Source organism: Psychrobacter aquaticus CMS 56, assembly GCF_000471625.1.
Taxonomy (GTDB): domain Bacteria; phylum Pseudomonadota; class Gammaproteobacteria; order Pseudomonadales; family Moraxellaceae; genus Psychrobacter; species Psychrobacter aquaticus.
The window spans coordinates 128196-147965 of record NZ_AUSW01000013.1 but is presented as its reverse complement, the minus strand read 5'-3'; the positions used below and the strand labels follow the sequence as shown (position 1 = coordinate 147965).

Here is a 19770-nt window from a genome sequence, read left to right as displayed (position 1 = left end):
CTATATAATCATTTAAGTCATCCAATAATAGCTCAGCGTTAGGGATATTTAAGACTGACTGCGGTAGGTCGCCCCAGCAGTTATTCACCATAACGGCAATTCGTCCATTTTTATCCATTGCAAACCATGTGTAAATAGTACCAAAACCAGGTGTCCAGTCTTTATTAAGATCACTCATATTTTTTCTCGATAAACAATCCAATATTCCAATGATGTTGTTTTATTACGCTAGCCCACTTTATTTAACTACGAAAGAGACATACAAGTCTTTTCTACCAAACTGCCTTAAATATTTTTTGGCTTTGGTTATGCTGTCTTCAATATTGTCTCCCTCATAGAACCAATCTGCATAAAACAACTCAAAACTTCCATTTATTTTTTTAACGTAGATATCACCACCTAATACCAAGAAATGATTAGAAAGATAAATATCTAAAATTGTGTTTGTTTCACTAATCGGTAAGGCTTTTTCGTTAATACCATTGTTTTTTAAACTTTCACCTAAACGTGAGTAAAACTCTAATATCTGACTCAAAGTTACTCTTCCTTAATTAATAGTGATAGATTGAGATTTTAGCTCTATTAACGCGAAATTATAATCTAGCATAGATACTTAATCTCTATATAAATTGGTTAATCAGCTTTTGTTAGCTATATAGCTACTACTAAAAACCTTTATCAACGCCACTTACAATCCTATGAATAGATAGCTGCAAACTGCCCCTTTTCTCGTTACAATACTCGTCATACTATTCGCACTGTCTGATTGGACAGCGTACCACCTTTTACTTATCTATTATTCGAGAATCTCATGAAACATAGACCACCTGCTGACCTACTAAAAAACGCCCAACACTGGCGCGAAGACATTAATTTTCGCCAAGAGGTGCTGGGTAAACCGTTTGATTTTGCGACCACTTGGGGTATTTTTTCACCGCAAAAGCTCGATGACGGCAGCCTAATGCTACTCGATTATGTGGATTTTCAAGCGGATGATGATTCGATAGATTTGGGCTGTGGCTATGGCGTGCTCGGCATGACAGCAGCGCGTGAATGTCCAAACGGTCTGCATACCTTGATTGATAAAGACTTTATGGCAGTGGAATATGCGCGTCTGAACTGTGTAAAAAATGGTCTAAAAAATGTCGATGTACATTTATCAAATGGCTTTAATCATGTGGCAAAAGACAAAGACTTTAGCTTGGTAATGTCAAACTTGCCAGCCAAAGTAGGCAAAGAGCAGCATTATCTATATTTCCTCGATGCCTATGCGCGTATGCGTAAAGGTGGACGTTTTTATGTGGTGACGATCAATGGCTTGCGTCAGTTTATGAAGCGCTCGTTTACCGAAGTATTTGGCAACAGCGAAAAGATCAAACAAGGCAAAACCTATACGATTACCATGGCGACCAAAGATTAATAAATACCTTTAATGCTATGTCACTGCAAATCCTTAGGTATGCCTGTAAACACAGTATTTAAAACGTGCAGCATTTAAAATACTCTTATTTTTGCGCCATATTTGTGAAAGTAGAGCCTGCTGGAGAAAATACGGCTTTACTATCACAAATACTGAGCTGGCACTCAAACCCAGCTCGCTATTTTGAATTAGCGTAGCGATCGGAACGTCTCACGTAAATCATTGACTAACGCTTCAGGCGCCTCCATTGCGGCAAAGTGCCCGCCTTTTTCGTGCTGAGCGAAATGCAAGATATTGTCAAATCGTGCGTCAGCCCAGCGACGTGACAGTCGTACTTGCTCGCCTTTGAACATGGAAATACCAATCGGGGTTTGCATCTTCTGCGGTGTCATATTATTGGTACTCATAGCTTGCGCTGCCTCCCAGTAAAAGCGCACCGAGCTTGGTCCTGCATTGGGCAACCAGTAAAGCATGATGTCATCTATCATCTCGTCGAAAGAAAACACCGTTTCTGGACTGCCGTCGCTATCTGAAACATCTTGGAAAAGCGCATAAATCCAAGCGGCAAGTCCCACCGGAGAATCGGCAAGCGAGAAAGCAACTGATTGCGGTCTTGAACATTGCAGCTTCATATAGGCGGAAAACTCTTCATCGTAACGTTTCGCGTCTGCCAGCATGGCTTTTTCATTGGCATCAGCATTTGCAACTTCTGCATCCGTTGGCTGAAACGGTACAAAGTTCAGATGAATACCAGCAAGCGCATCTGGTGCCATATGACCTAATATCATCGTTACCATCGCACCCCAGTCGCCCCCTTGCGCCGACCATTGCTCATAACCTAACCGCTGCATCAAGACTATCCATGCCATCGCAACTCGCGCTGGATTCCAACCAGTCTCATCTGGTTTGCCAGAAAAGCCAAACCCTGGTATAGAAGGTATCACCAAATGAAAAGCATCCTCCACAGATCCACCATAGTCGGTAGGGTTCACCAGACGATCAATAACATGGCGAAACTCTAGTACCGAACCCGGCCAGCCATGCGTCATCAATAGCGGCATCGCCTCCTTGTGTGTTGAACGAATATGTAGAAAATGGATAGAAACTCCATCTATTTCGGTGACATATTGACCCCAGTCATTCAGTAACTGCTCACAGCGCCGCCAATCGTACTGCTCACGCCAATATTCTACAAGCTTACGCACTTTGGCAAGTGGTGGCCCTGGTCTGCCATCTTCGACAGGACTTTCGGTTGGCCAACGTGTACGAGACAAGCGCTCTTTTAGGTCATCAATGTCGGACTGAGGTATGTCTAAAACGAAAGGCTGAATTGTATTTGGCATGTTTTTTCCTTGATTGAATATTAGGCGGTAGTAGAGAGACACGCGTTTGTTATAAACAACCATTTAACTATACGACATCGTATACTTAAATTACAATTAAAATCTCACTAACTTCTTATCTATTTTCTGTTAGAGCTACCAACCATCTACTTAGACTTTAAAAAATACTTAAAATCTGAAAATGACTGTTGTTGTCATATAAAAAACCCTATAATTAATCTAAACAAATTCGTTTAGTTAAATTACTAGATTTTGGTACGGGAGAGGAGGAGTATGACAAAGGCCAATCAGCCAGCAAAGCGCAAAGGTGGACGACCATCATTGTCAGAAGTTGCCAAGATAGATGCCCGTATTTTGGTGGCAGCGACGGCTTTGTTCCTTGAGCATGGGGTAGATGGGACAACGTTTGAAGCCATCGCAAATAAGGCAAACGTGAGCAAACCCACTTTGTACGCTCGCTATAGCACTAAATCCGATCTTTTTGAGGCCATGATTCGAGTAAATGTCACCTCTGCCATGCCTTCAATAGCAGACCTATCCGAGGGGTTATCCACTCAGGACACCTTGCGTCTAGTCGGTCAAAAAATGATTAGAGAAGCGACTAAACCCATACCTTTGGGACTAATGCGTCTTTATATTACAGAAGCGCCGCGTCATGGCGTTCTGATTCGCGAAGTAGATTATATTGGTCGTGAAGCCGCCGTCGTGATGCTTTCAGAAGCGATTGTCCCAACACTAAACAGCGATGCCATTGATCATGCTAGGCTCATTGCAGACAAATTCATCGACATGGCGTTCATACCTTATTTGATGAGAATGCTACTTGGAGACACCGAAAGCTCACTTGATCAAAGAATTGACGATGCGATATTATGTTTAAAATCATTGAAGTTAATCGATTGATAAATAGCCATTACGGTATTTTAAAATGACAAAGCCCGCCAAAACATCAGTATTTTGGCGGACTTCTTTCTTTATAAGAGACACTTTTTTAGGAATGATGATTTTGCCTACATCTGCCGTTTGAGCAAATACCAACCCAATATCGCACTGCCGATAATCGGTAACAGCACCATAAGCATGGGCGAAAAGCCCGTTGCGAGCGAGACAAAACCTACCAAGTCTTGCACGTAACTGAACAACAAACCAAATAATAATGCCACCACGATACGCAGACCAAGACTATGCGTCCGCAGCGAGCCAAAGACAAATGAGCACGCGACAATCACCAGCGATAAGATAGATAAAGGCGACAGTAGCTTTTGCCAAAATGCCAGCTCATGACTCAAAGAGCGCTGATCTTGTTGGCGCATAAACTGGCGATGCTCATACAACTGGGTTAATGACAAATCCTCTGCCTTGCGAGTGAGCAAGTATACAGACTCCGGCGCAAACGGCAGACTCAAAGTATCTAATGGTGAGATGGCTTGGCTACTCTCAAAACCCTGATTGATATTAAGTTTGGTCATATTATTGAGCTGCCACTCGTAACGATACTGCTCGCTCAGTTTGCTACTGGTAGTATCAAGCGGTTCACGACCGATATATTGCCCGTCCTCAGCGTGAATGGCGGTTTGTAGATTGCCATTATTGTCCAAATGCCAACGCTTGACCTCACCGATATTGCCTTTGACATCGGCATAATCGATATACAAAATATCGCTACCATCCGGCTTGGTACTGCCATCTTCTGTACTCTCAAAACGCGGCTGCACCGTCCAATAACCATGTACCGAGGTAACCAACGAGCGACTATCGGCATCGTTAATCTCTTTTGCCAACTGGTTAGACTGCGGCAATACAAACTGATTGATCGCCAAAGCTAATAGCACAAAAATCAGAGCAGGCTGTAACACCCAACCGACAATACGATAAACGCTCACGCCAGCTGCGCGCATCACGACCAGCTCGCTTTTGTTTGCAAGCAATCCCAAACCTACGACCGCGCCAAGTAACGCGCCAGTTGGGATAAACTGCTCTAAAAAGTATGGCGAGCGGTAAAAGATGTATTTAATGGCTTCACTCATCGTATAGCTGTCATCTAACGAATCCAGCTCTGATAAATAAGAGAACACCAACTGTAGCGCCCATAAACCTACTACCGCGCCAACGATGGCGAGCAAGGCGTTGAGTTTGACATAACGGCTCAGCACTTTTAGATTACTAGGCATTTTAGACAGCTGCTCAGTGGCCAAAGATTTTGAGAATAAGGAGCGCATTAAGACAGCCCTCCTTGTGAACCACTATTTTGAGTATCAACCACCGTTAAAGCTGCATTCTCTTGTTTGCGAAAGCGCAATCGATGCTGCACACGGCTCCCCCAATTCATATAAAGCGCCAATATCATGAACCCTAGCACCAGCCACGCATATGCCCATACACTGACGCTGCCTTTACTTACCGCATTTTTGAGTGAAATAATACCCAGCGCGCAGCTGACAAATAACAAAATAGAAGGAAACAGACGCAACCAACGGCCTTGGCGTGGGCGTACTTGCGCAAGCGGCACCGCAAGCATAGGCGCAATGATCATAAGCCACGGCAACGCCAAGCGATAACCCAGCTCTCCTTGTGCCGCACGCAGTGCATTATCACTACCCACTTGCGTACCACCCGTTGCAGCTTGCCACAGTGGGCCAATCGCTTGGGTCTCGATATTGTCTTCGGTAATGACTTCTTTGGAAGATTCCGTCAGCGTGATGCGATAACGATCAAAGCCCACTTGATTGTATTTCAAACTGCCTGCACCCACTTCATAACGTCGACCTTGGAATAAGTCTAACTGGGTGACGCCGCTATTGCCCGTGTCTACTTGCTCAGCACGTTTGGCTAGCGTAATGGTGTCTTTGCTAATAGCGTTATTATTGGCCAGCGCGTTGGGTAATTCTGGAATATTTAATTGCTCGGCGGTTTCTGGATCAATACGGTTATTGACATCTGTGCCAGTACTTTTATCAGCGGTACCTTTTGTATTAGGCTCTGACTGGATAAGTATCACATCTTGTAGTTGTTTTTTATCATCACTCAAACTGCCCACATACAAATGATAATTGCCACTACTGATAAACTCATTGGGACGAATTAAATCAAATGCACTGGTCAACGCTTGCTGTTGCCAAACGCTCTCGGATGAGCGCACACCCCATGGTTTGCCAACCATAGATAGAGCCGCTTCACCCACAAACAATGCCAATATCAATGGCGTCATCAACCGCGCAAGCCTGCCGCGCGACACGCCGCTGGCATTAATCACCGCCATTTCTTGATCCACGTACAAGCGCCCAAATACCAGCATCAGCGCGATAAAAAACGCCAATGGCAGAATCAGCTCTAAAAAGTACGGCAAGTTATAACCAATAATGGTAAACAACAAGCTGATATCTAAGTTGCCTTCTGCGGCAATACCAAAGTAACGAATCAAACGACCGCCCAGCATCATCACCACTAAAAACCCCAGTACCAAAGCGGTCGTTGCGGCAACTTGTTGCGTCATATAGCGGCGTAATATCACAATAGGCACTCTTAATGGGTTGGTATGCGGGCAATTTTTCGCATAATTATGGACAGGCTATGGACAGATGCAAACATGACAGATGCATATTATCGACAGAGTGCTGCTCAAGCAGACAAGTAAACAGGCACAAAAACAGATATCAAAAAACCGTATCTATACTTAGGTTGATATAAAACAAACACAGCGAGACTGGGATAAATTTTTTGTCGTATCGAGCTGCGCAGGCACAGCAAACAAGAAAAATTTGTGTCAGTCTCGCATCATCATGTTATGTATCTATTTTATTTAGTATCGACTATATAGTTAGCCACACCTGATAAATACTAGCGATAAATATAACGACTAATCGTAGCATATTTTGGTCAAAAATGGCTGTGAAATGTGTTTGAAAACATTGCATCTCTCTTGCTGCTGCCGTTGCCAGATCGACTGATGGCTGATACAACGAAGGGAATATGAAATATAAAACCACTATAGGCTAAGTAGGTTTCTTCTATTACGTTTGTGCTTTATTAACTTTAGAGAGGTTTGTTTGTCATTCGTATCATTGACCGTGTATCCGTGATATTAATTGCTAGACTAAGAATATTCAGATTTCTATTCATATCATTCAAAACCATATCGCTTAAACCCATATTACTAAAAACCATATCGCTTAAAATAATAGTCACTTAAAACAAGAGTCACTTAAAACAATACCACTCAACGGAGAACCCTACTGATGAATAAGCCTATGTCTACGCCCTCTACCCTACTACAACTCGCTGGTGGTGCATTTGAGCCGCTTGATTGGTCAAATTGCGCCCTTGTCTTGATTGACTATCAAAACGAGTACGTCAATGGCGCGATGCCATTGGGACAAGCAGGAGCAAATGCCATTAAAAATGCACGCCTATTACTTGATAAAGCACGTGATCAAAACATTCCTATTTTTCATATCGCGCACCACGGTGCAGAAAATGGCAAGGTGTTTGACCCTTTATCCGCCAATGTTGAGATTGTCGATGCCCTACAACTGCATGACAATGAAACGGTCATCACCAAAAAACATCCCAACGCCTTTTACGATACGTCACTTCAAACTCTTATTTCTGACGCGCAAAAGCAGCAGATTATTTTTGCAGGTTTTATGAGTCACATGTGTGTCAGCTCCAGCGTTCGAGCCGCGTTTGATTTGGGTTTCCAGAGTTTTGTTTGTCATGATGCCTGTGCCACTCGCGATTTGCCTAATACAAAAAAAGAAGCGATTAGCGCTGAGGTCATGCACGATACAGCGATGGCAGCGCTGCAAGACAGATTTGCCGCTTTAGTATCGACCGATGTGTTGGTTAACAGCTGATTGCCTAGCGCCCTTTCAATACTTTTATTTTCATGCCTTTATTTTTATGCTGCGATGTAGACGATAGCGCAAGCGGGCATAGTAAAGTTGTTCGAACATATTACCTAAGCCTTGCTCGCTGCGCACTCGTCTCGCAATATGCTACACTATTGCGATGGCTAGAGAGCCAAACATGTCGGCAGGTATAACCAATTAAATAAAACCTGTAGTTTCATCACTTGAATTTTTCATAACGCTAATAAGGATAATTATATGAATATCAAATTAACCCAAACCTTACCAAAAACCCATACGCAAAAAATCCTCAAAAAAGAAGCCAAAAACAAAGATGCGGCCTGTCTTGTTGTCTTAATCGATGATAAGAAAAACATCTTGGCTGAATCAGTACTGAGCGACTATCAAACACGCATTGAGCAACTGATTGAGGTGTCACATTTCAATGGTAGTGCTTGTGAAACAGTAGAAGATTATGCCTTAGCAGGCGATAAAAAGACCACCAAACAAAACCCTGTACAACTTTTATTAGTCGGTGTGGGTAGCGTTGATAAGCTAAGCCATAGTGTACTGCAAAAAATTGCCAAAACTATTTATCAAAGCACACAAAAACGCGTGGACTCTATCACTGTTGCGTTGGGTGACGCTTTAGAAGAAAACCAATTCAATCAGTTTGCTCTGAACTTATTGGCGGCGACTTATCGTTTTGATAAATACAAATCTGAGCAAAAAACACCTGTATTGACAGATATTTACTTACTTGCTGACCCAGCATTGCAAGCGTCATTAACCTTTGCACAAGCGGTCTTTACTGGTCAGAGCCTGACTCGTGATGTTGCAAATGAACCAGGTAACATCTGTTTCCCAGCTTATATGGCGGATCAAGCGCAAGAACTGGCAAAAACTTATCCTGACCTTCTAAAAGTCACCGTGTTAGGCGAAGACGAGATGTCAGCGCTAGGTATGCATTGCTTTTTGGCCGTGGCGCAAGGCTCTACCAAAGAAGGCAAGCTGGTACTGATGGAATATCAAGGTAAGTCAGCATTTAGTGCCCATGCTGATACTGATAAAGCAACTATGAATAACGCCAAAGTAACGGGCGGTTTAAAAGCGCTGGCGGATAAACTGCCTACTAAGAAAGCCACCAAAAAGACTGATAAAAATAGTGATGCTAATACCCAAACAGCAAACGATGATGCACCTATCGTCTTAGTCGGTAAAGGCGTAACTTTTGACTCAGGCGGTATTTCAATCAAACCCGGCGCAGCGATGGATGAGATGAAGTTTGACATGGGTGGTTCAGCCTCAGTACTGGGTACGATTAAAGCCTTGTGTGAAGCGCGTCTACCGATCAACGTCGTTGGTGCTCTCGCTTGTGCTGAAAACATGCCATCAGGGGATGCCACGCGCCCAGGTGATATCGTCAAAGCCATGAACGGCAAATCAGTTGAAATCTTAAACACAGATGCCGAAGGTCGTTTGGTATTGGCAGACACGCTATGCTACGTGCAGCGCTATAATCCAAAAGCCATCATTGATGTTGCCACATTGACTGGTGCTTGTGTGGTTGCATTGGGTCATGTACGTTCAGCGGTCTTTAGTAATGACGAAGATGTGTTGTTCGATCTGGAAAACGCCAGCAATCTATCCGGTGATCTCATTTGGCACATGCCAATGGATGACGAATATCAAGCACAGCTCGACTCGCCCATCGCTGATATGCAAAACATCGGTGGTAAAGGTGCAGGCGCTGTCACCGCTGCGTGTTTCTTGTCGCGTTTTGTCGAAGAAGGTCAAGCATGGGCGCATTTAGACATCGCTGGCACGGCATGGAATTCAGGAACAGACAAAGCAGCAACGGGTCGTCCTGTCCCGCTATTTATGCAATACTTAAAAAACAGCGCAAATATGGCCTAATTAACTCATGAAAAACCAATTTTTGAAAATCACTTTATGAACATCAGTTTTTATGTGTTAAGTGAGAGTAAAGCCCAAGATTTCTTGGGCTTTATTTGTCAGTTGACCCAAACCGCACTCAATAAGAGCACTCAGTCGGTGCTGATTCTTATTGATGATGAGAAACTGCTATCGACGCTTGATGAGGCACTATGGGCAGTCGACGCCGTCAGCTTTATACCGCATCAACGTCTTTCGGATGTTGATGCTGTAGGTTCTGATAATAAAGGCACTGATACTGACATTGCCAATCACCCTATCGACAGTAAATCTTTAGCGCCTGTTTTGCTGGGTCGTTATATGCAAGCCGACTTTAAAGGTATCGTACTTAATACCACACGGCATCCTGTGAATACCTTTATGGCTGCCACCAATAATGCGCATCCCACTCGCGTACTGGAGCTAATAAAGCCCGACCCTAGCAGTGTGCAAGAAGGCCGTCAAAAGTATAAAAGCTATCAACAACTGGGCTATGAGTTGACTTACTTTAAACTCTAATACCTCTATATATTCATCCATAAAAATCCTCTAACTTCTCTATTACTAGGTGTTTTTCAAAACCCCTAAACCTATGCAAGTTTGGGTTAGAGGTAGGCGCTTATCTGAAAAAATGCTACCATCCTTCGATTAATTTTCTACTGTTAGTATAAATTCTGATTGATTGACTGATTCGAGGGTGTATAAATGCGTTCATTGATTGCGATGTACCAGCGTATAGGGCTGGTGCCGCTGATTATTATTGGCCTGATATTAGGGGTGTTCATTGGTTGGTTAGCACCAAACGTCGGTATTGCCCTAGGTTTGTTGGGGACGCTGTTTGTTGGCGCGCTAAAGGCAGTTGCACCGATTTTGGTCTTTATTTTGGTCATGGCAGCCATTAGCCAACACCGCAGTGGCAATGAAGTTTATGTCAAACCAGTGCTTATTATGTACATGTTCGGCACTTTTTTGGCAGCTCTGACCGCCGTCGGTGCAAGCTTTTTGTTTCCGACAGAACTGGTTTTGGTCAATGCCACGATTGAGCAAGTACCACCAGCAGGTCTAAAAGAAGTGTTGACCAACCTGCTCATGAATTTGGTCGCAAACCCTGTCAATGCTCTTGCCGAAGCCAACTATATTGGGATTTTGGCGTGGGCAATTATCATCGGTTTTGCACTGCGTCAAGCCAGCGATACCGCGCGTGCCGTGGTCAGTGATTTTTCTGATGCCATCTCACAAGTGGTCAAATGGATCATTGCGCTAGCGCCTTTTGGTATCTTGGGTTTGGTTGCCAATACGGTCGCTGAGACAGGCTTTGCCGCTTTGGCTGGTTATGCGCGTATTTTGCTGGTACTGGTCGGTTGTATGCTCTTTATCGCTTTGGTCGCCAATCCCCTCATCGTACTTATCAAGACAGGCAAAAACCCTTATCCACTGGTGTTTACTTGCTTACGTGAGTCAGGGATTACCGCATTCTTTACTCGCAGCTCAGCGGCTAATATTCCGGTCAACATGAACCTCGCTCGCAAACTGGGTTTACATGAAGACACGTATTCGGTGACGATTCCACTCGGTGCGACGATTAATATGGCAGGTGCGGCGATTACCATTAATGTGTTGACGCTAGCAGCAGCACATACGCTCGGTATCGAAGTGACATTTGCTTCTGCGCTTTTATTGAGCTTGGTGGCGACCATCAGTGCTTGCGGCGCGTCTGGTGTCGCGGGTGGTTCTTTGCTGTTAATTCCGCTAGCAGCTAGCTTGTTCAGTATCCCAAACGACATTGCCATGCAAGTGGTCGCAATTGGTTTTATCATTGGAGTGATACAAGACTCGGCAGAAACAGCATTGAACTCATCAACTGATGTGCTGTTTACCGCTGCCGCTGATCCTACGTATTCGCGTTAATTTAAAAAAATAATCATCACAAAAACGACAAAGGGCCACTAAGGCCCTTTTTGTTGTCTATTCTACTGATTAATTTAACTATTTCAAATTATCAGCATTCACTTCAATCACGGGTGTCTGCATATCTAACTGACGTTTGAGTCGGCGTAATTGTTCAAGCTCATCCAATAACTCAAGTATCAAACCAATAGCAGGAACGCTGGCTTCAAAGTCGCGGCTAAGGCGTGAGGCACGGCGCACCGTCGTTAACTGATAACCGGTGAATTGCTCATGCTCTGGCACGTCATACTCAATGATATTTTCTTCAATCAACTCGATAACCCACTGGCGATCTTGGCCGCAGGCGGATACCAGCTCATCTAAGTTCATGATAATGTCGGTAAATTCAGGCGAATGTTTCATAGCGATTGTCCTCGTTTGCACGTTATTTCATCGTTATCGTATGGTCTTCATCTCTGTCATATAGTCGATTCTAAATAAAACGAACATATTATATTTCAACGCTGAACTGGTATGAATTTTTCTTACTTGCTGTGCCTTCGCAGCTCGATGCGACGAAACTTCTCGTTTAAAGATAAGCATACCAGTCCCGCTGACTCATTTTTATAATGAACTCACTATAGTATTTTAATGTGAGTAATTTTTGGTGACCATTAACGACTAATATTGGTATCAGCAAAGGCTTGTTTGAGCTGCTCATAAGCCTGCGTTGCTGCCTCAGTACTGATATCAGGGTTGACGATGTTTAATGTCAAATATAAGTCGCCCGCTTGTTTGGCAGGGATGCCTTTGCCTTTTAAGCGTAAGTTGTTGCCAGACTTACTGTTTTTAGGAATCGTCACCGCTAGTGTGCCGGCTGGCGTGTTGACATTAATTTTTTCACCCAATGCGGCTTCCCATGGCGCTATATTGACGGTTTGATAGACATCAGCACCGTCGATACGGATATTGTCTGCATGACGAATTTTAACTTTTAAGAATAAATCACCGTTTTTGCCACTGCCATTACCAGCCGCACCTTGTCCTGCTAGGCGGATTTGTTTACCGTCAGTGATGCCTTTAGGAATTTTAATTTTAAGCGTTTTGTTGTCATACTCCACGCTACCATTAGGCTGGCGCACAGGAACATTCAGCTTAATACTATAATCATCACCGTCATAAACCGAGGCCAAATCAACGGTAATCTCTGCATGCTGATCTTGCCCTTTGCTGTCTTGCGACCCAAAACCACCCCCAAACTGATCGAAGCCGCCACGTTGCGATTGGCCACTTGCCTGCCCATTCGTCGAGCCCCGCGCACCGCGACCAAACGCCGAAAAAATATCATCGAAGCGAAAACCACCATCGCCATAGGCTTCGCCATCACCGAACTGATCTTTAATATCTTCCCAGCGGTAGCCGCCTTGCCCACCACTTGCAGATTGACCACCAAAACCGCCACTTTGACCGACAAAGGGATTGTCTAACATGGCGTCATATTCAGCCCTTTTGTCTTTATCTCTGATGGTTTCGTAAGCGTTATTGATCTCTGCAATCTTGTTATCAGCGTCTGGGTCATCGCTGACGTCAGGGTGGTATTGACGGACGAGCTTACGGTACTTTTTTTTGATATCGGCGTCTGAGGCGTTTTTTTTGACCCCTAAAATGTCATAGTAGTTTTTCTCTGCCATGTTGTTTTTCCTCAAAATAAAAGCATGTTAATGTTACTGATATGCCAATTTTAAACGATATGGTATGGAGTTTTTTGACTGTGACATAACAGATTGTGACTGCACTCTATCTACTGCCAATGATAGCAATAAAAAAAGTAAAGACAGTGATATAAATATTACTAAGAATAATCTCGACCTTGGGGCCTGTGAAATGAAGCGATAAAAATAATTTGGTCTTGAGAGTTTTTTTACACAGCTGTAAGAATATGACAAGCTCTTCGCTGTAAAATACCCATATTATTCATACTCATAGGGAGTATAAATACCATAGGCAAGTGTATCTGTCTATTTTATAAATTGCTTAAAGGTATTAAATGTCTTATTTAATCAAGTCTTTGGTTGTCACCTTATCACTATTGCTGAGCACCACTGTTTTTGCTGGAAATACCAGCTATTATGGCAGTAAGTTCCATGGCAAACGTACGGCAAGTGGTAGTATTTTTAATATGAATTCTTTAACCGCGGCGCATCGCACCTTGCCGTTTGGTACAAAGGTACAAGTGACGAACAAAAATACAAAGCAGAGTGTCATTGTGAAAATCACAGACAGAGGGCCGTTTATTCGAGGTCGTATTCTTGATTTATCCAAAGCCGCTGCTGGTCAAATAAACTGCCAATTGTGTACCACCACAATGGAAATACTGTCTTATGGTGATGGTAGATATCGTAAGGAATAATATAATAAAAAAGGGAGAGCCAGCGCTCTCCCTTTTTTGTGACTGCTTTTATAAACCAAACATGGCTCAAAAAACAATCAAAACCTGCGATTTAAAAGGCTCTACTCAAAACCCGCTTCCATTTCCTCTAACGTCGTCATCGATTGCAATAACGTGTCTTCATTATCGCTATGTTGCTGTTGTAATGCTGTCTGCTCATTCAGTAAAACCAGCAAGTCAGATTTACGACTCTCTTCGTATAGACCAGTATCAGCCAGCTTTTCTTCGAGTGCGGCCAGTTTGTCAGCAATCTTAGCCAAGGTTTTTTCGGTATTTGCAATGTCACGGCGAACGGGTGCAGTTAATTTGCGTTGTTCTGCCGCCTGTTTACGCTGCTCTTCCTTACTCAGAGCAGGTTCAGTAGCTTTTTTTTTCGATGATACCGTAGGCGCTTTATTACTCGCTTGACTATTAAATGTTTCACGTGAAACAAATTTCTTACTCTCTTTTTTGTTCTTTTTCTTACTGCTACTTTTATCTGTCGAATTCTCTTGTTTGCGCTTTTCTGCCAGCCATTTACCATAATCGCTGATGTCACCATCAAACTCATCGATTTGACCATCATGCACCAAAAATAGCTCGTCACAGACGTTGGCAATCAGCTCGCGATCGTGCGAGACCAGTACCACAGCGCCTTGAAATCCTTGCAAGGCTATAGTCAATGCTTGGCGCATTTGTAAGTCTAAATGGTTGGTTGGCTCATCGAGTACCAGGACGTTTGGACGTTGCCAAACAATCAATGCCAAGGTCAAACGCGCGCGCTCGCCACCAGAAAATAACTCACTTGGCGTATCGATTCGATCACCACGAAAGTCAAAACTGCCTAAGAATGAACGCAGCTCGGCATCTGAGGTTTTTCCAGCCAGACGACGCATCATTTGCAAGGGCGTCGCAGCAGCATCCAGTACGTCCATTTGGTGCTGGTTGAAGTAGCCAAGCTTGATGGTATCAGATACCCGATACGTGCCTGACAACACACCAAGCTCACCAACCAAGGCTTTGATCAGCGTTGATTTACCTGCGCCATTCATGCCCAGTAAGCCAAGACGTGTGTCAGGGGTCACTTGCACATTGGCATTATATAAAAGTGGGGTATCGCTATAGCCAATATCTGCTTTGGTCAGCTCAATCAGCGGTGAGCTCATGTTTGCTGGCTCATAAAAGCGGAAAGAAAAAGGATTGTCTGCCATCATTGGTGACAGCTCCGCCATACGCTCAAGCTGCTTGATACGGCTCTGGGCTTGTTTGGCTTTACTGGCCTTGGCGCGGAAACGACGAATAAAGTCGTCCAAATGTGCCTTGGTCGCTTCTTGCTTTTCAAACGCCTGTTGCTGCTGCGCCATACGCTCATGACGAGTATGGATAAACTGCTGATAATTACCAGTATAAAGGGTGATTTTTTGTTGTTCGACATGCAAAATATGACCGACGGTTGCGTCTAAAAATGCTTGGTCATGCGAGATGACGATGACCAAACCGGTAAATGCATTGATCCAAGTCTCAAGCCACAAGATAGCATCCAAATCCAAATGGTTGGTTGGCTCATCGAGTAACATTAAATCCGCACGGCTCATCAAGGTTTTGGCAAGATTCAAACGCATGCGCCAACCACCCGAAAACCCTTCTACTGGCAGCTCATGCTGGCTGGTATTAAAACCAAGACCTGCCATAATTTGTGCCGCTTTGGTGGGCGTACGATAGCCATCAATCTCATCAAACTGCTGATGCAATATCCCAATCTGCTCATCGCTCACGCTACTCAAATCATTTAAAGAAGCATTGATCTCATACCACTGCTCATCACCACTGAGTACATAATCAATCGCCGTCTGTGTCGTCGCGCCCACTTCCTGTGCCATGTGCGCCACATGCCAGCTATCAGGAATACTGACCTCACCTTTATCAAGCGTGACCTCGGTGTCGCCTGTTCCCATTCGCGTCAATAGTAAGGCAAACAAGGTAGATTTGCCCGTGCCGTTATTGCCCGTTAAGCCAACTTTGTGGCCCGGATGTAGCTGGAAGCTTGCACCTGCAAACAGTTCACGACCATCACGGCGAACACCAACGTCTTTAAATTCGATCATATAATTTCTTCATCTCAACAGTAATATAAAATATAAGGCAATAAGAAAAACACACATGTGGCATGCTAATTGGTGGCTATTATTTCAAACGCTTGACCCATAGGCAAACGATTAAATAACTATTTCAAAACTAAGTATTTATTAAGGTAAAAAGCGCTTAGTTTTATATAGCCAGTACAAAATAAAATCGATACGTTAATATCAGAGTACTACTGGTATAAATTTCTTTTGCTCGCTGTTCGCAAGCGTGACAGAGGCTACAAGAGATTTATTCCAATAGCATGCGAAAAATTTTAAATTGAATCTACTGTAGGTATTTATCAGCACAATGAAGGCTAAAATTAGAGCGTTAAATTTGGTTGGTCATAACACGCTTGACAAACGAATCGTCATCCCCATTATGATATACTGCTACCAGATATGTGTCAGTAATCAATGAAACCGTTGTGATGGCTTTCATATAATATTTATAATGTCCTGACAGCATTGCCATAATGACAGCACCCAATCGAATCAAACGCCGTGCGTATCTTTATTTGCAACCTATTCATTGCAAACCCAAACAGGATGACGACCGCCTTTGATCCTAGCCACTGAGGTAGATATGAACGAATCAGCCAACCAATTTAGTCCAAGCTCAAGCCAGCCAGTAGACCCAACGATATTAAGCCTAACCGACAGTGCCGCACAAAAAGTGCGTCGCCTGCGTGAAGAAGAAGGTGATAGCGACCTTATGCTACGCGTCTACGTGACTGGCGGCGGCTGTTCAGGTTTTTCTTATGGTTTTAACTTTGCCAATGACTTAAATGAAGACGATGCCAACTTTGATAATGGCGATGTCACGCTGGTCGTAGATTCGCTCAGTTATCAATACTTGCAAGGTTCTACTGTCGATTATACCGAAGGTCTAGAGGGCGCGCGCTTTATCGTGACCAACCCAAATGCCACCACCACTTGTGGCTGTGGCTCGTCATTCTCTATTTAGATGAATGGTTAGCATAGATTTGTCGTTATGATGCTTTAGTGGTTAGCTGACGCTATGATGATTGGCTTAACATAGCGCATTCAAAGCATCTACCGATTGGATAGATGCTTTTTATTTTATACAGTAATAGTAAAGCACTGTTTACAAAAACTTTAATTTAAATATCCGCTGAAATGTAGGCAGTTGAACCCTTGTAAAGCTTATCGTATTTGTAATTGTTCGTGGTTTTCACCGCCGCTTTGAGCTAAACTGACGGCATTCAGAATCTAATATTTACCTCTTTTATGGTCAAACGCCAGTCGTGTTTTGAGCCACCATAATAAATAACAATAGATGACTATTATGAGTAATTTTGCGAGTAGCTTTGTCAGCTTTGACATTCCCAATTGGTTTGACAACAAGCATTTAACCGGCATGTTACGCGGAATCGAAAAAGAGGGGCTACGTGTTAGGCCTGATGGTTACTTGGCACAAACGCCCCATCCAGCAAAACTTGGGTCAAAATTAACCCACCCCTTTATTACTACTGATTATTCAGAAAGCCTGCTCGAACTCATTACTGAGCCCAAGACTTCACCAAAAGAAACGCTGAACATGCTGCGTCAACTGCACGTACTGGTTTATCAAGGCCTGCCTGAAGGTGAGCTGATGTGGCCGCTATCGATGCCCTGCATGTTGTCGTCTAAGGATGAAGATATTCCATTGGCTGATTATGGCAGCTCTAATACTGGCAAGCTAAAAACCTTATATCGTAGTGGTCTTGGTATCCGTTATGGCCGCCGCATGCAGACCATTGCAGGTTTACACTACAACTTATCTTTTGGTGATGGACTGTTTGAAGTCTGGCAAGCACAGACATCCACCGCACAGAGCCAAACGCTGACAGAATTCAAAAATGAAAAATACTTGGGGCTTATTCGTAACTTTAAGCGTCTGACCAGCCTCGTTCTTTACTTATTGGGTGCTAGCCCAAGCGTTTGTCCTTGTTTTGTCGCAGGGCGTGAGCATGATTTAGAGCTGCTAAATGATTCCACTTACTATAAGCCTGCCGCAACCAGCCTACGTATGGGCAAGCTTGGCTATACCAATAGTGTGCAAGAACAGCTTGATATTCGTTATAATTATCTACCAGAATATGTCGCTGGCCTGCGCCGTGCGATTCAAACGCCGCACGAAAGCTTTGAGAAGCTTGGCTTAGAGGATGCGGATGGCAACCCGATTCAAATCAATAATCATATTCTACAAATAGAAAATGAGTACTATAGCCCTATCCGCCCAAAACAAATCGCGATGAGCGGTGAGACGCCGACCGAAGCGCTTGAGCGTCGTGGTATCGCTTATGTGGAGTTCCGTGCCATTGATCTTGATCCTTATAGCGATGTCGGTATCCGTCTCTCTAGTGCGTGTTTCTTAGAAGTCATGGCGCTATATTGTCTGCTCAGCGATTCACCAGACTTATTGCCTGAAGAAGAAGAAACGTTGGCCATCAATCTTGAACGCGTGGTGAACGAAGGTCGCCGTGAAGGCTTGCACATCATAAATAATGGTGAGGAGCAATTACTCGAAAGTTGGATGCTGATGCATTTAGAGCGTATGCAGCCACTTGCCGCATTGCTAGACGCTCATTATGGCGGCAACGATTACCGTGCGGCGGTTGCGTTGATGCAAGGCAAAGCAGTTCATTCTGAATCAACCATCTCGGCACAAGTAAACTCTGACAGTAAACGTTTAGGTAGCCTATGGCAGCTCGGCTTTACCTTGGCACAGCAGCATCGCAAGTCTTTATTGCAACAGACATTGAGTCCAAATACCCAAGCTCAGTATGAAGTATTGGCAGAAAAATCGATACTACAGCAGGCTGATATTGAAAAAGCAGAAACGGCCGATTTCATGGAATTCTTGCAACAGTATCGCTAAAATTTGACTATCTAGCATTTATAGATAACTACTTTATAAGAGTAATGGCCCTATGCTACAGCTGACCACTTACCGTAATTTGCAAATATTTCTAGTACTCATGACCGTGATAGGCATGAGTTTTGCGCTGTTTTTTTTGCAGCGCCATTTAGGCCTTACGCCTTGTCCACTGTGTATCTTTCAACGTATTGGCCTGATGATAATGGGCGGTTTTGCACTGATAGCTGCGTTGTTTAACCCAAAGCCTATGGCGGTAAGGTTATTACTGTGGCTTGGTAGTTTGGCTGGTATTGGTTGGGCGACTGCGGTGGCAGCGCGTCATGTGTGGCTACAGCACTTGCCTGCCGATCAAGTACCTTCTTGTGGTCCAGGGTTGGACTATTGGCTAGATACGCTTCCTATGTTACAGGTGTTCAAAGAAGTTTTTGCAGGCTCTGGTGAATGTGCTACTGTCGATTGGACATTTATGGGTCTAAGTATTCCTGAGCAATCTTTGATTTTATTCAGTGTACTGCTGGTGGTACATGTTTTGATATTATGGCGCATCGTGCGACCTATTGCCCAAAATCGTCTGGCTTAATCGATAGTCGTCATACCTATTGTTTTTCGTGATGAATTTCTCTAAACAGCTACTTTCTCTAAACAGCTACTTTCTCTAAACAGCTACTTTCTCTTAAACAGCTACTTTCTCTTAAACAGCTATAAGTGTTCTATTATCTTATAGCTGTTTAGATCTATACTACTATTTAACGCTTCTGATAACCTTTATTAGTCGAATTTTTGGCTACTTAAACGGCAATACTTATCTTTTAGATATACCACCTATAACAAAAAGTCCACAGAGATATTCTAAACCTTTGATATCTTGACACAGTTTATTTGATTTTTTGATTGGCCGATAGG

General features: G+C 43.6%; 17 protein-coding genes. 10 read left to right on the top strand and 7 right to left on the bottom strand.

The annotated features are described in order from the left end of the window. Nucleotides 1-238: 238 nt before the first annotated feature. Nucleotides 239-535: a hypothetical protein gene (locus tag M917_RS03035; RefSeq protein WP_021813295.1), complete on the bottom strand. Its 297-nt coding sequence runs from the start codon at nucleotides 533-535 to the stop codon at nucleotides 239-241. Nucleotides 536-811: 276 nt separating this feature from the next. Between M917_RS03035 and M917_RS03030 the strand changes: the two genes are divergently transcribed. Continuing rightward, nucleotides 812-1420 (top strand): class I SAM-dependent methyltransferase, encoded by a 609-nt coding sequence (locus M917_RS03030; RefSeq protein WP_021813294.1) that lies wholly within the window; start codon nucleotides 812-814, stop codon nucleotides 1418-1420. Nucleotides 1421-1608: 188 nt separating this feature from the next. Here M917_RS03030 and M917_RS03025 read toward each other — a convergent pair whose 3' ends face one another. Beyond that, on the bottom strand, nucleotides 1609-2763 hold the full coding sequence (locus M917_RS03025; protein ID WP_021813292.1) for an epoxide hydrolase family protein: 1155 nt from the start codon (nucleotides 2761-2763) through the stop codon (nucleotides 1609-1611). Between the two features lie 273 nt (nucleotides 2764-3036). Here M917_RS03025 and M917_RS03020 point away from each other — a divergent pair, with 273 nt between their 5' ends. Next, nucleotides 3037-3666 (top strand): TetR/AcrR family transcriptional regulator, encoded by a 630-nt coding sequence (locus tag M917_RS03020; protein WP_021813291.1) that lies wholly within the window; start codon nucleotides 3037-3039, stop codon nucleotides 3664-3666. A gap of 107 nt (nucleotides 3667-3773) precedes the next feature. Here the strand turns inward: M917_RS03020 and lptG are convergent, their stop codons facing one another. Both lptG and M917_RS03010 read right to left on the bottom strand, forming a co-directional pair. Next, complete coding sequence (gene lptG, locus M917_RS03015; RefSeq protein WP_021813289.1) at nucleotides 3774-4982, bottom strand: LPS export ABC transporter permease LptG; 1209 nt, start codon at nucleotides 4980-4982, stop codon at nucleotides 3774-3776. Continuing rightward, nucleotides 4982-6256 (bottom strand): LPS export ABC transporter permease LptF, encoded by a 1275-nt coding sequence (locus M917_RS03010; RefSeq protein WP_040641805.1) that lies wholly within the window; start codon nucleotides 6254-6256, stop codon nucleotides 4982-4984. The genes lptG and M917_RS03010 overlap by 1 nt, the downstream gene beginning before the upstream one ends. A 754-nt stretch (nucleotides 6257-7010) precedes the next feature. On the opposite strand from M917_RS03010, the gene M917_RS03005 reads away from it, so the two are divergent. The 4 genes from M917_RS03005 to sstT all read left to right on the top strand — a co-directional run bounded on the left by M917_RS03005 (nucleotide 7011) and on the right by sstT (nucleotide 11453). Further along, nucleotides 7011-7616 (top strand): cysteine hydrolase family protein, encoded by a 606-nt coding sequence (locus M917_RS03005; protein ID WP_040641758.1) that lies wholly within the window; start codon nucleotides 7011-7013, stop codon nucleotides 7614-7616. Between the two features lie 252 nt (nucleotides 7617-7868). Then, complete coding sequence (locus M917_RS03000; protein WP_021813286.1) at nucleotides 7869-9527, top strand: leucyl aminopeptidase; 1659 nt, start codon at nucleotides 7869-7871, stop codon at nucleotides 9525-9527. A 36-nt stretch (nucleotides 9528-9563) separates the two neighbouring features. After that, complete coding sequence (locus tag M917_RS02995) at nucleotides 9564-10064, top strand: DNA polymerase III subunit chi (protein WP_021813285.1); 501 nt, start codon at nucleotides 9564-9566, stop codon at nucleotides 10062-10064. Between the two features lie 186 nt (nucleotides 10065-10250). After that, a complete protein-coding gene (sstT, locus tag M917_RS02990; protein WP_021813284.1) occupies nucleotides 10251-11453 on the top strand; it encodes a serine/threonine transporter SstT in 1203 nt (400 codons plus the stop codon). 78 nt (nucleotides 11454-11531) lie between these two features. On the opposite strand, the gene M917_RS02985 is transcribed toward sstT, so the two are convergent. Then, nucleotides 11532-11855: a chaperone modulator CbpM gene (locus tag M917_RS02985; protein WP_021813283.1), complete on the bottom strand. Its 324-nt coding sequence runs from the start codon at nucleotides 11853-11855 to the stop codon at nucleotides 11532-11534. A gap of 251 nt (nucleotides 11856-12106) precedes the next feature. Beyond that, nucleotides 12107-13123 (bottom strand): DnaJ C-terminal domain-containing protein, encoded by a 1017-nt coding sequence (locus tag M917_RS02980; protein ID WP_021813282.1) that lies wholly within the window; start codon nucleotides 13121-13123, stop codon nucleotides 12107-12109. Between the two features lie 356 nt (nucleotides 13124-13479). Here M917_RS02980 and M917_RS02975 point away from each other — a divergent pair, with 356 nt between their 5' ends. Continuing rightward, nucleotides 13480-13842: a septal ring lytic transglycosylase RlpA family protein gene (locus tag M917_RS02975; protein ID WP_021813280.1), complete on the top strand. Its 363-nt coding sequence runs from the start codon at nucleotides 13480-13482 to the stop codon at nucleotides 13840-13842. Between the two features lie 101 nt (nucleotides 13843-13943). Here M917_RS02975 and M917_RS02970 read toward each other — a convergent pair whose 3' ends face one another. Further along, a complete protein-coding gene (locus M917_RS02970; protein WP_021813279.1) occupies nucleotides 13944-15965 on the bottom strand; it encodes an ATP-binding cassette domain-containing protein in 2022 nt (673 codons plus the stop codon). Between the two features lie 604 nt (nucleotides 15966-16569). On the opposite strand from M917_RS02970, the gene erpA reads away from it, so the two are divergent. The 3 genes from erpA (at nucleotide 16570) to M917_RS02955 (ending at nucleotide 19447) form a co-directional block, all read left to right on the top strand. Continuing rightward, nucleotides 16570-16950, top strand: a complete 381-nt coding sequence (gene erpA, locus M917_RS02965) for an iron-sulfur cluster insertion protein ErpA (RefSeq protein WP_021813277.1) — start codon at nucleotides 16570-16572, stop codon at nucleotides 16948-16950. Between the two features lie 342 nt (nucleotides 16951-17292). Then, the gene (gene gshA / locus M917_RS02960) at nucleotides 17293-18867 is read left to right on the top strand and encodes a glutamate--cysteine ligase (RefSeq protein ID WP_021813276.1); all 1575 of its coding nucleotides are present in this window, start codon (nucleotides 17293-17295) and stop codon (nucleotides 18865-18867) included. Between the two features lie 52 nt (nucleotides 18868-18919). Continuing rightward, nucleotides 18920-19447 (top strand): disulfide bond formation protein B, encoded by a 528-nt coding sequence (locus tag M917_RS02955; protein ID WP_021813275.1) that lies wholly within the window; start codon nucleotides 18920-18922, stop codon nucleotides 19445-19447. Nucleotides 19448-19770 lie beyond the last annotated feature (323 nt).

Coding starts and splice junctions, on each gene's coding strand:
- M917_RS03030 (WP_021813294.1), top strand. CDS start 812: ATGAAACATAGACCACCTGCTGACCTACTAAAAAACGCCCAACACTGG.
- M917_RS03025 (WP_021813292.1), bottom strand. CDS start 2,763: ATGCCAAATACAATTCAGCCTTTCGTTTTAGACATACCTCAGTCCGAC.
- M917_RS03020 (WP_021813291.1), top strand. CDS start 3,037: ATGACAAAGGCCAATCAGCCAGCAAAGCGCAAAGGTGGACGACCATCA.
- lptG (WP_021813289.1), bottom strand. CDS start 4,982: ATGCGCTCCTTATTCTCAAAATCTTTGGCCACTGAGCAGCTGTCTAAA.
- M917_RS03010 (WP_040641805.1), bottom strand. CDS start 6,256: ATGACGCAACAAGTTGCCGCAACGACCGCTTTGGTACTGGGGTTTTTA.
- M917_RS03005 (WP_040641758.1), top strand. CDS start 7,011: ATGTCTACGCCCTCTACCCTACTACAACTCGCTGGTGGTGCATTTGAG.
- M917_RS03000 (WP_021813286.1), top strand. CDS start 7,869: ATGAATATCAAATTAACCCAAACCTTACCAAAAACCCATACGCAAAAA.
- M917_RS02995 (WP_021813285.1), top strand. CDS start 9,564: ATGAACATCAGTTTTTATGTGTTAAGTGAGAGTAAAGCCCAAGATTTC.
- sstT (WP_021813284.1), top strand. CDS start 10,251: ATGCGTTCATTGATTGCGATGTACCAGCGTATAGGGCTGGTGCCGCTG.
- M917_RS02985 (WP_021813283.1), bottom strand. CDS start 11,855: ATGAAACATTCGCCTGAATTTACCGACATTATCATGAACTTAGATGAG.
- M917_RS02980 (WP_021813282.1), bottom strand. CDS start 13,123: ATGGCAGAGAAAAACTACTATGACATTTTAGGGGTCAAAAAAAACGCC.
- M917_RS02975 (WP_021813280.1), top strand. CDS start 13,480: ATGTCTTATTTAATCAAGTCTTTGGTTGTCACCTTATCACTATTGCTG.
- M917_RS02970 (WP_021813279.1), bottom strand. CDS start 15,965: ATGATCGAATTTAAAGACGTTGGTGTTCGCCGTGATGGTCGTGAACTG.
- erpA (WP_021813277.1), top strand. CDS start 16,570: ATGAACGAATCAGCCAACCAATTTAGTCCAAGCTCAAGCCAGCCAGTA.
- gshA (WP_021813276.1), top strand. CDS start 17,293: ATGAGTAATTTTGCGAGTAGCTTTGTCAGCTTTGACATTCCCAATTGG.
- M917_RS02955 (WP_021813275.1), top strand. CDS start 18,920: ATGCTACAGCTGACCACTTACCGTAATTTGCAAATATTTCTAGTACTC.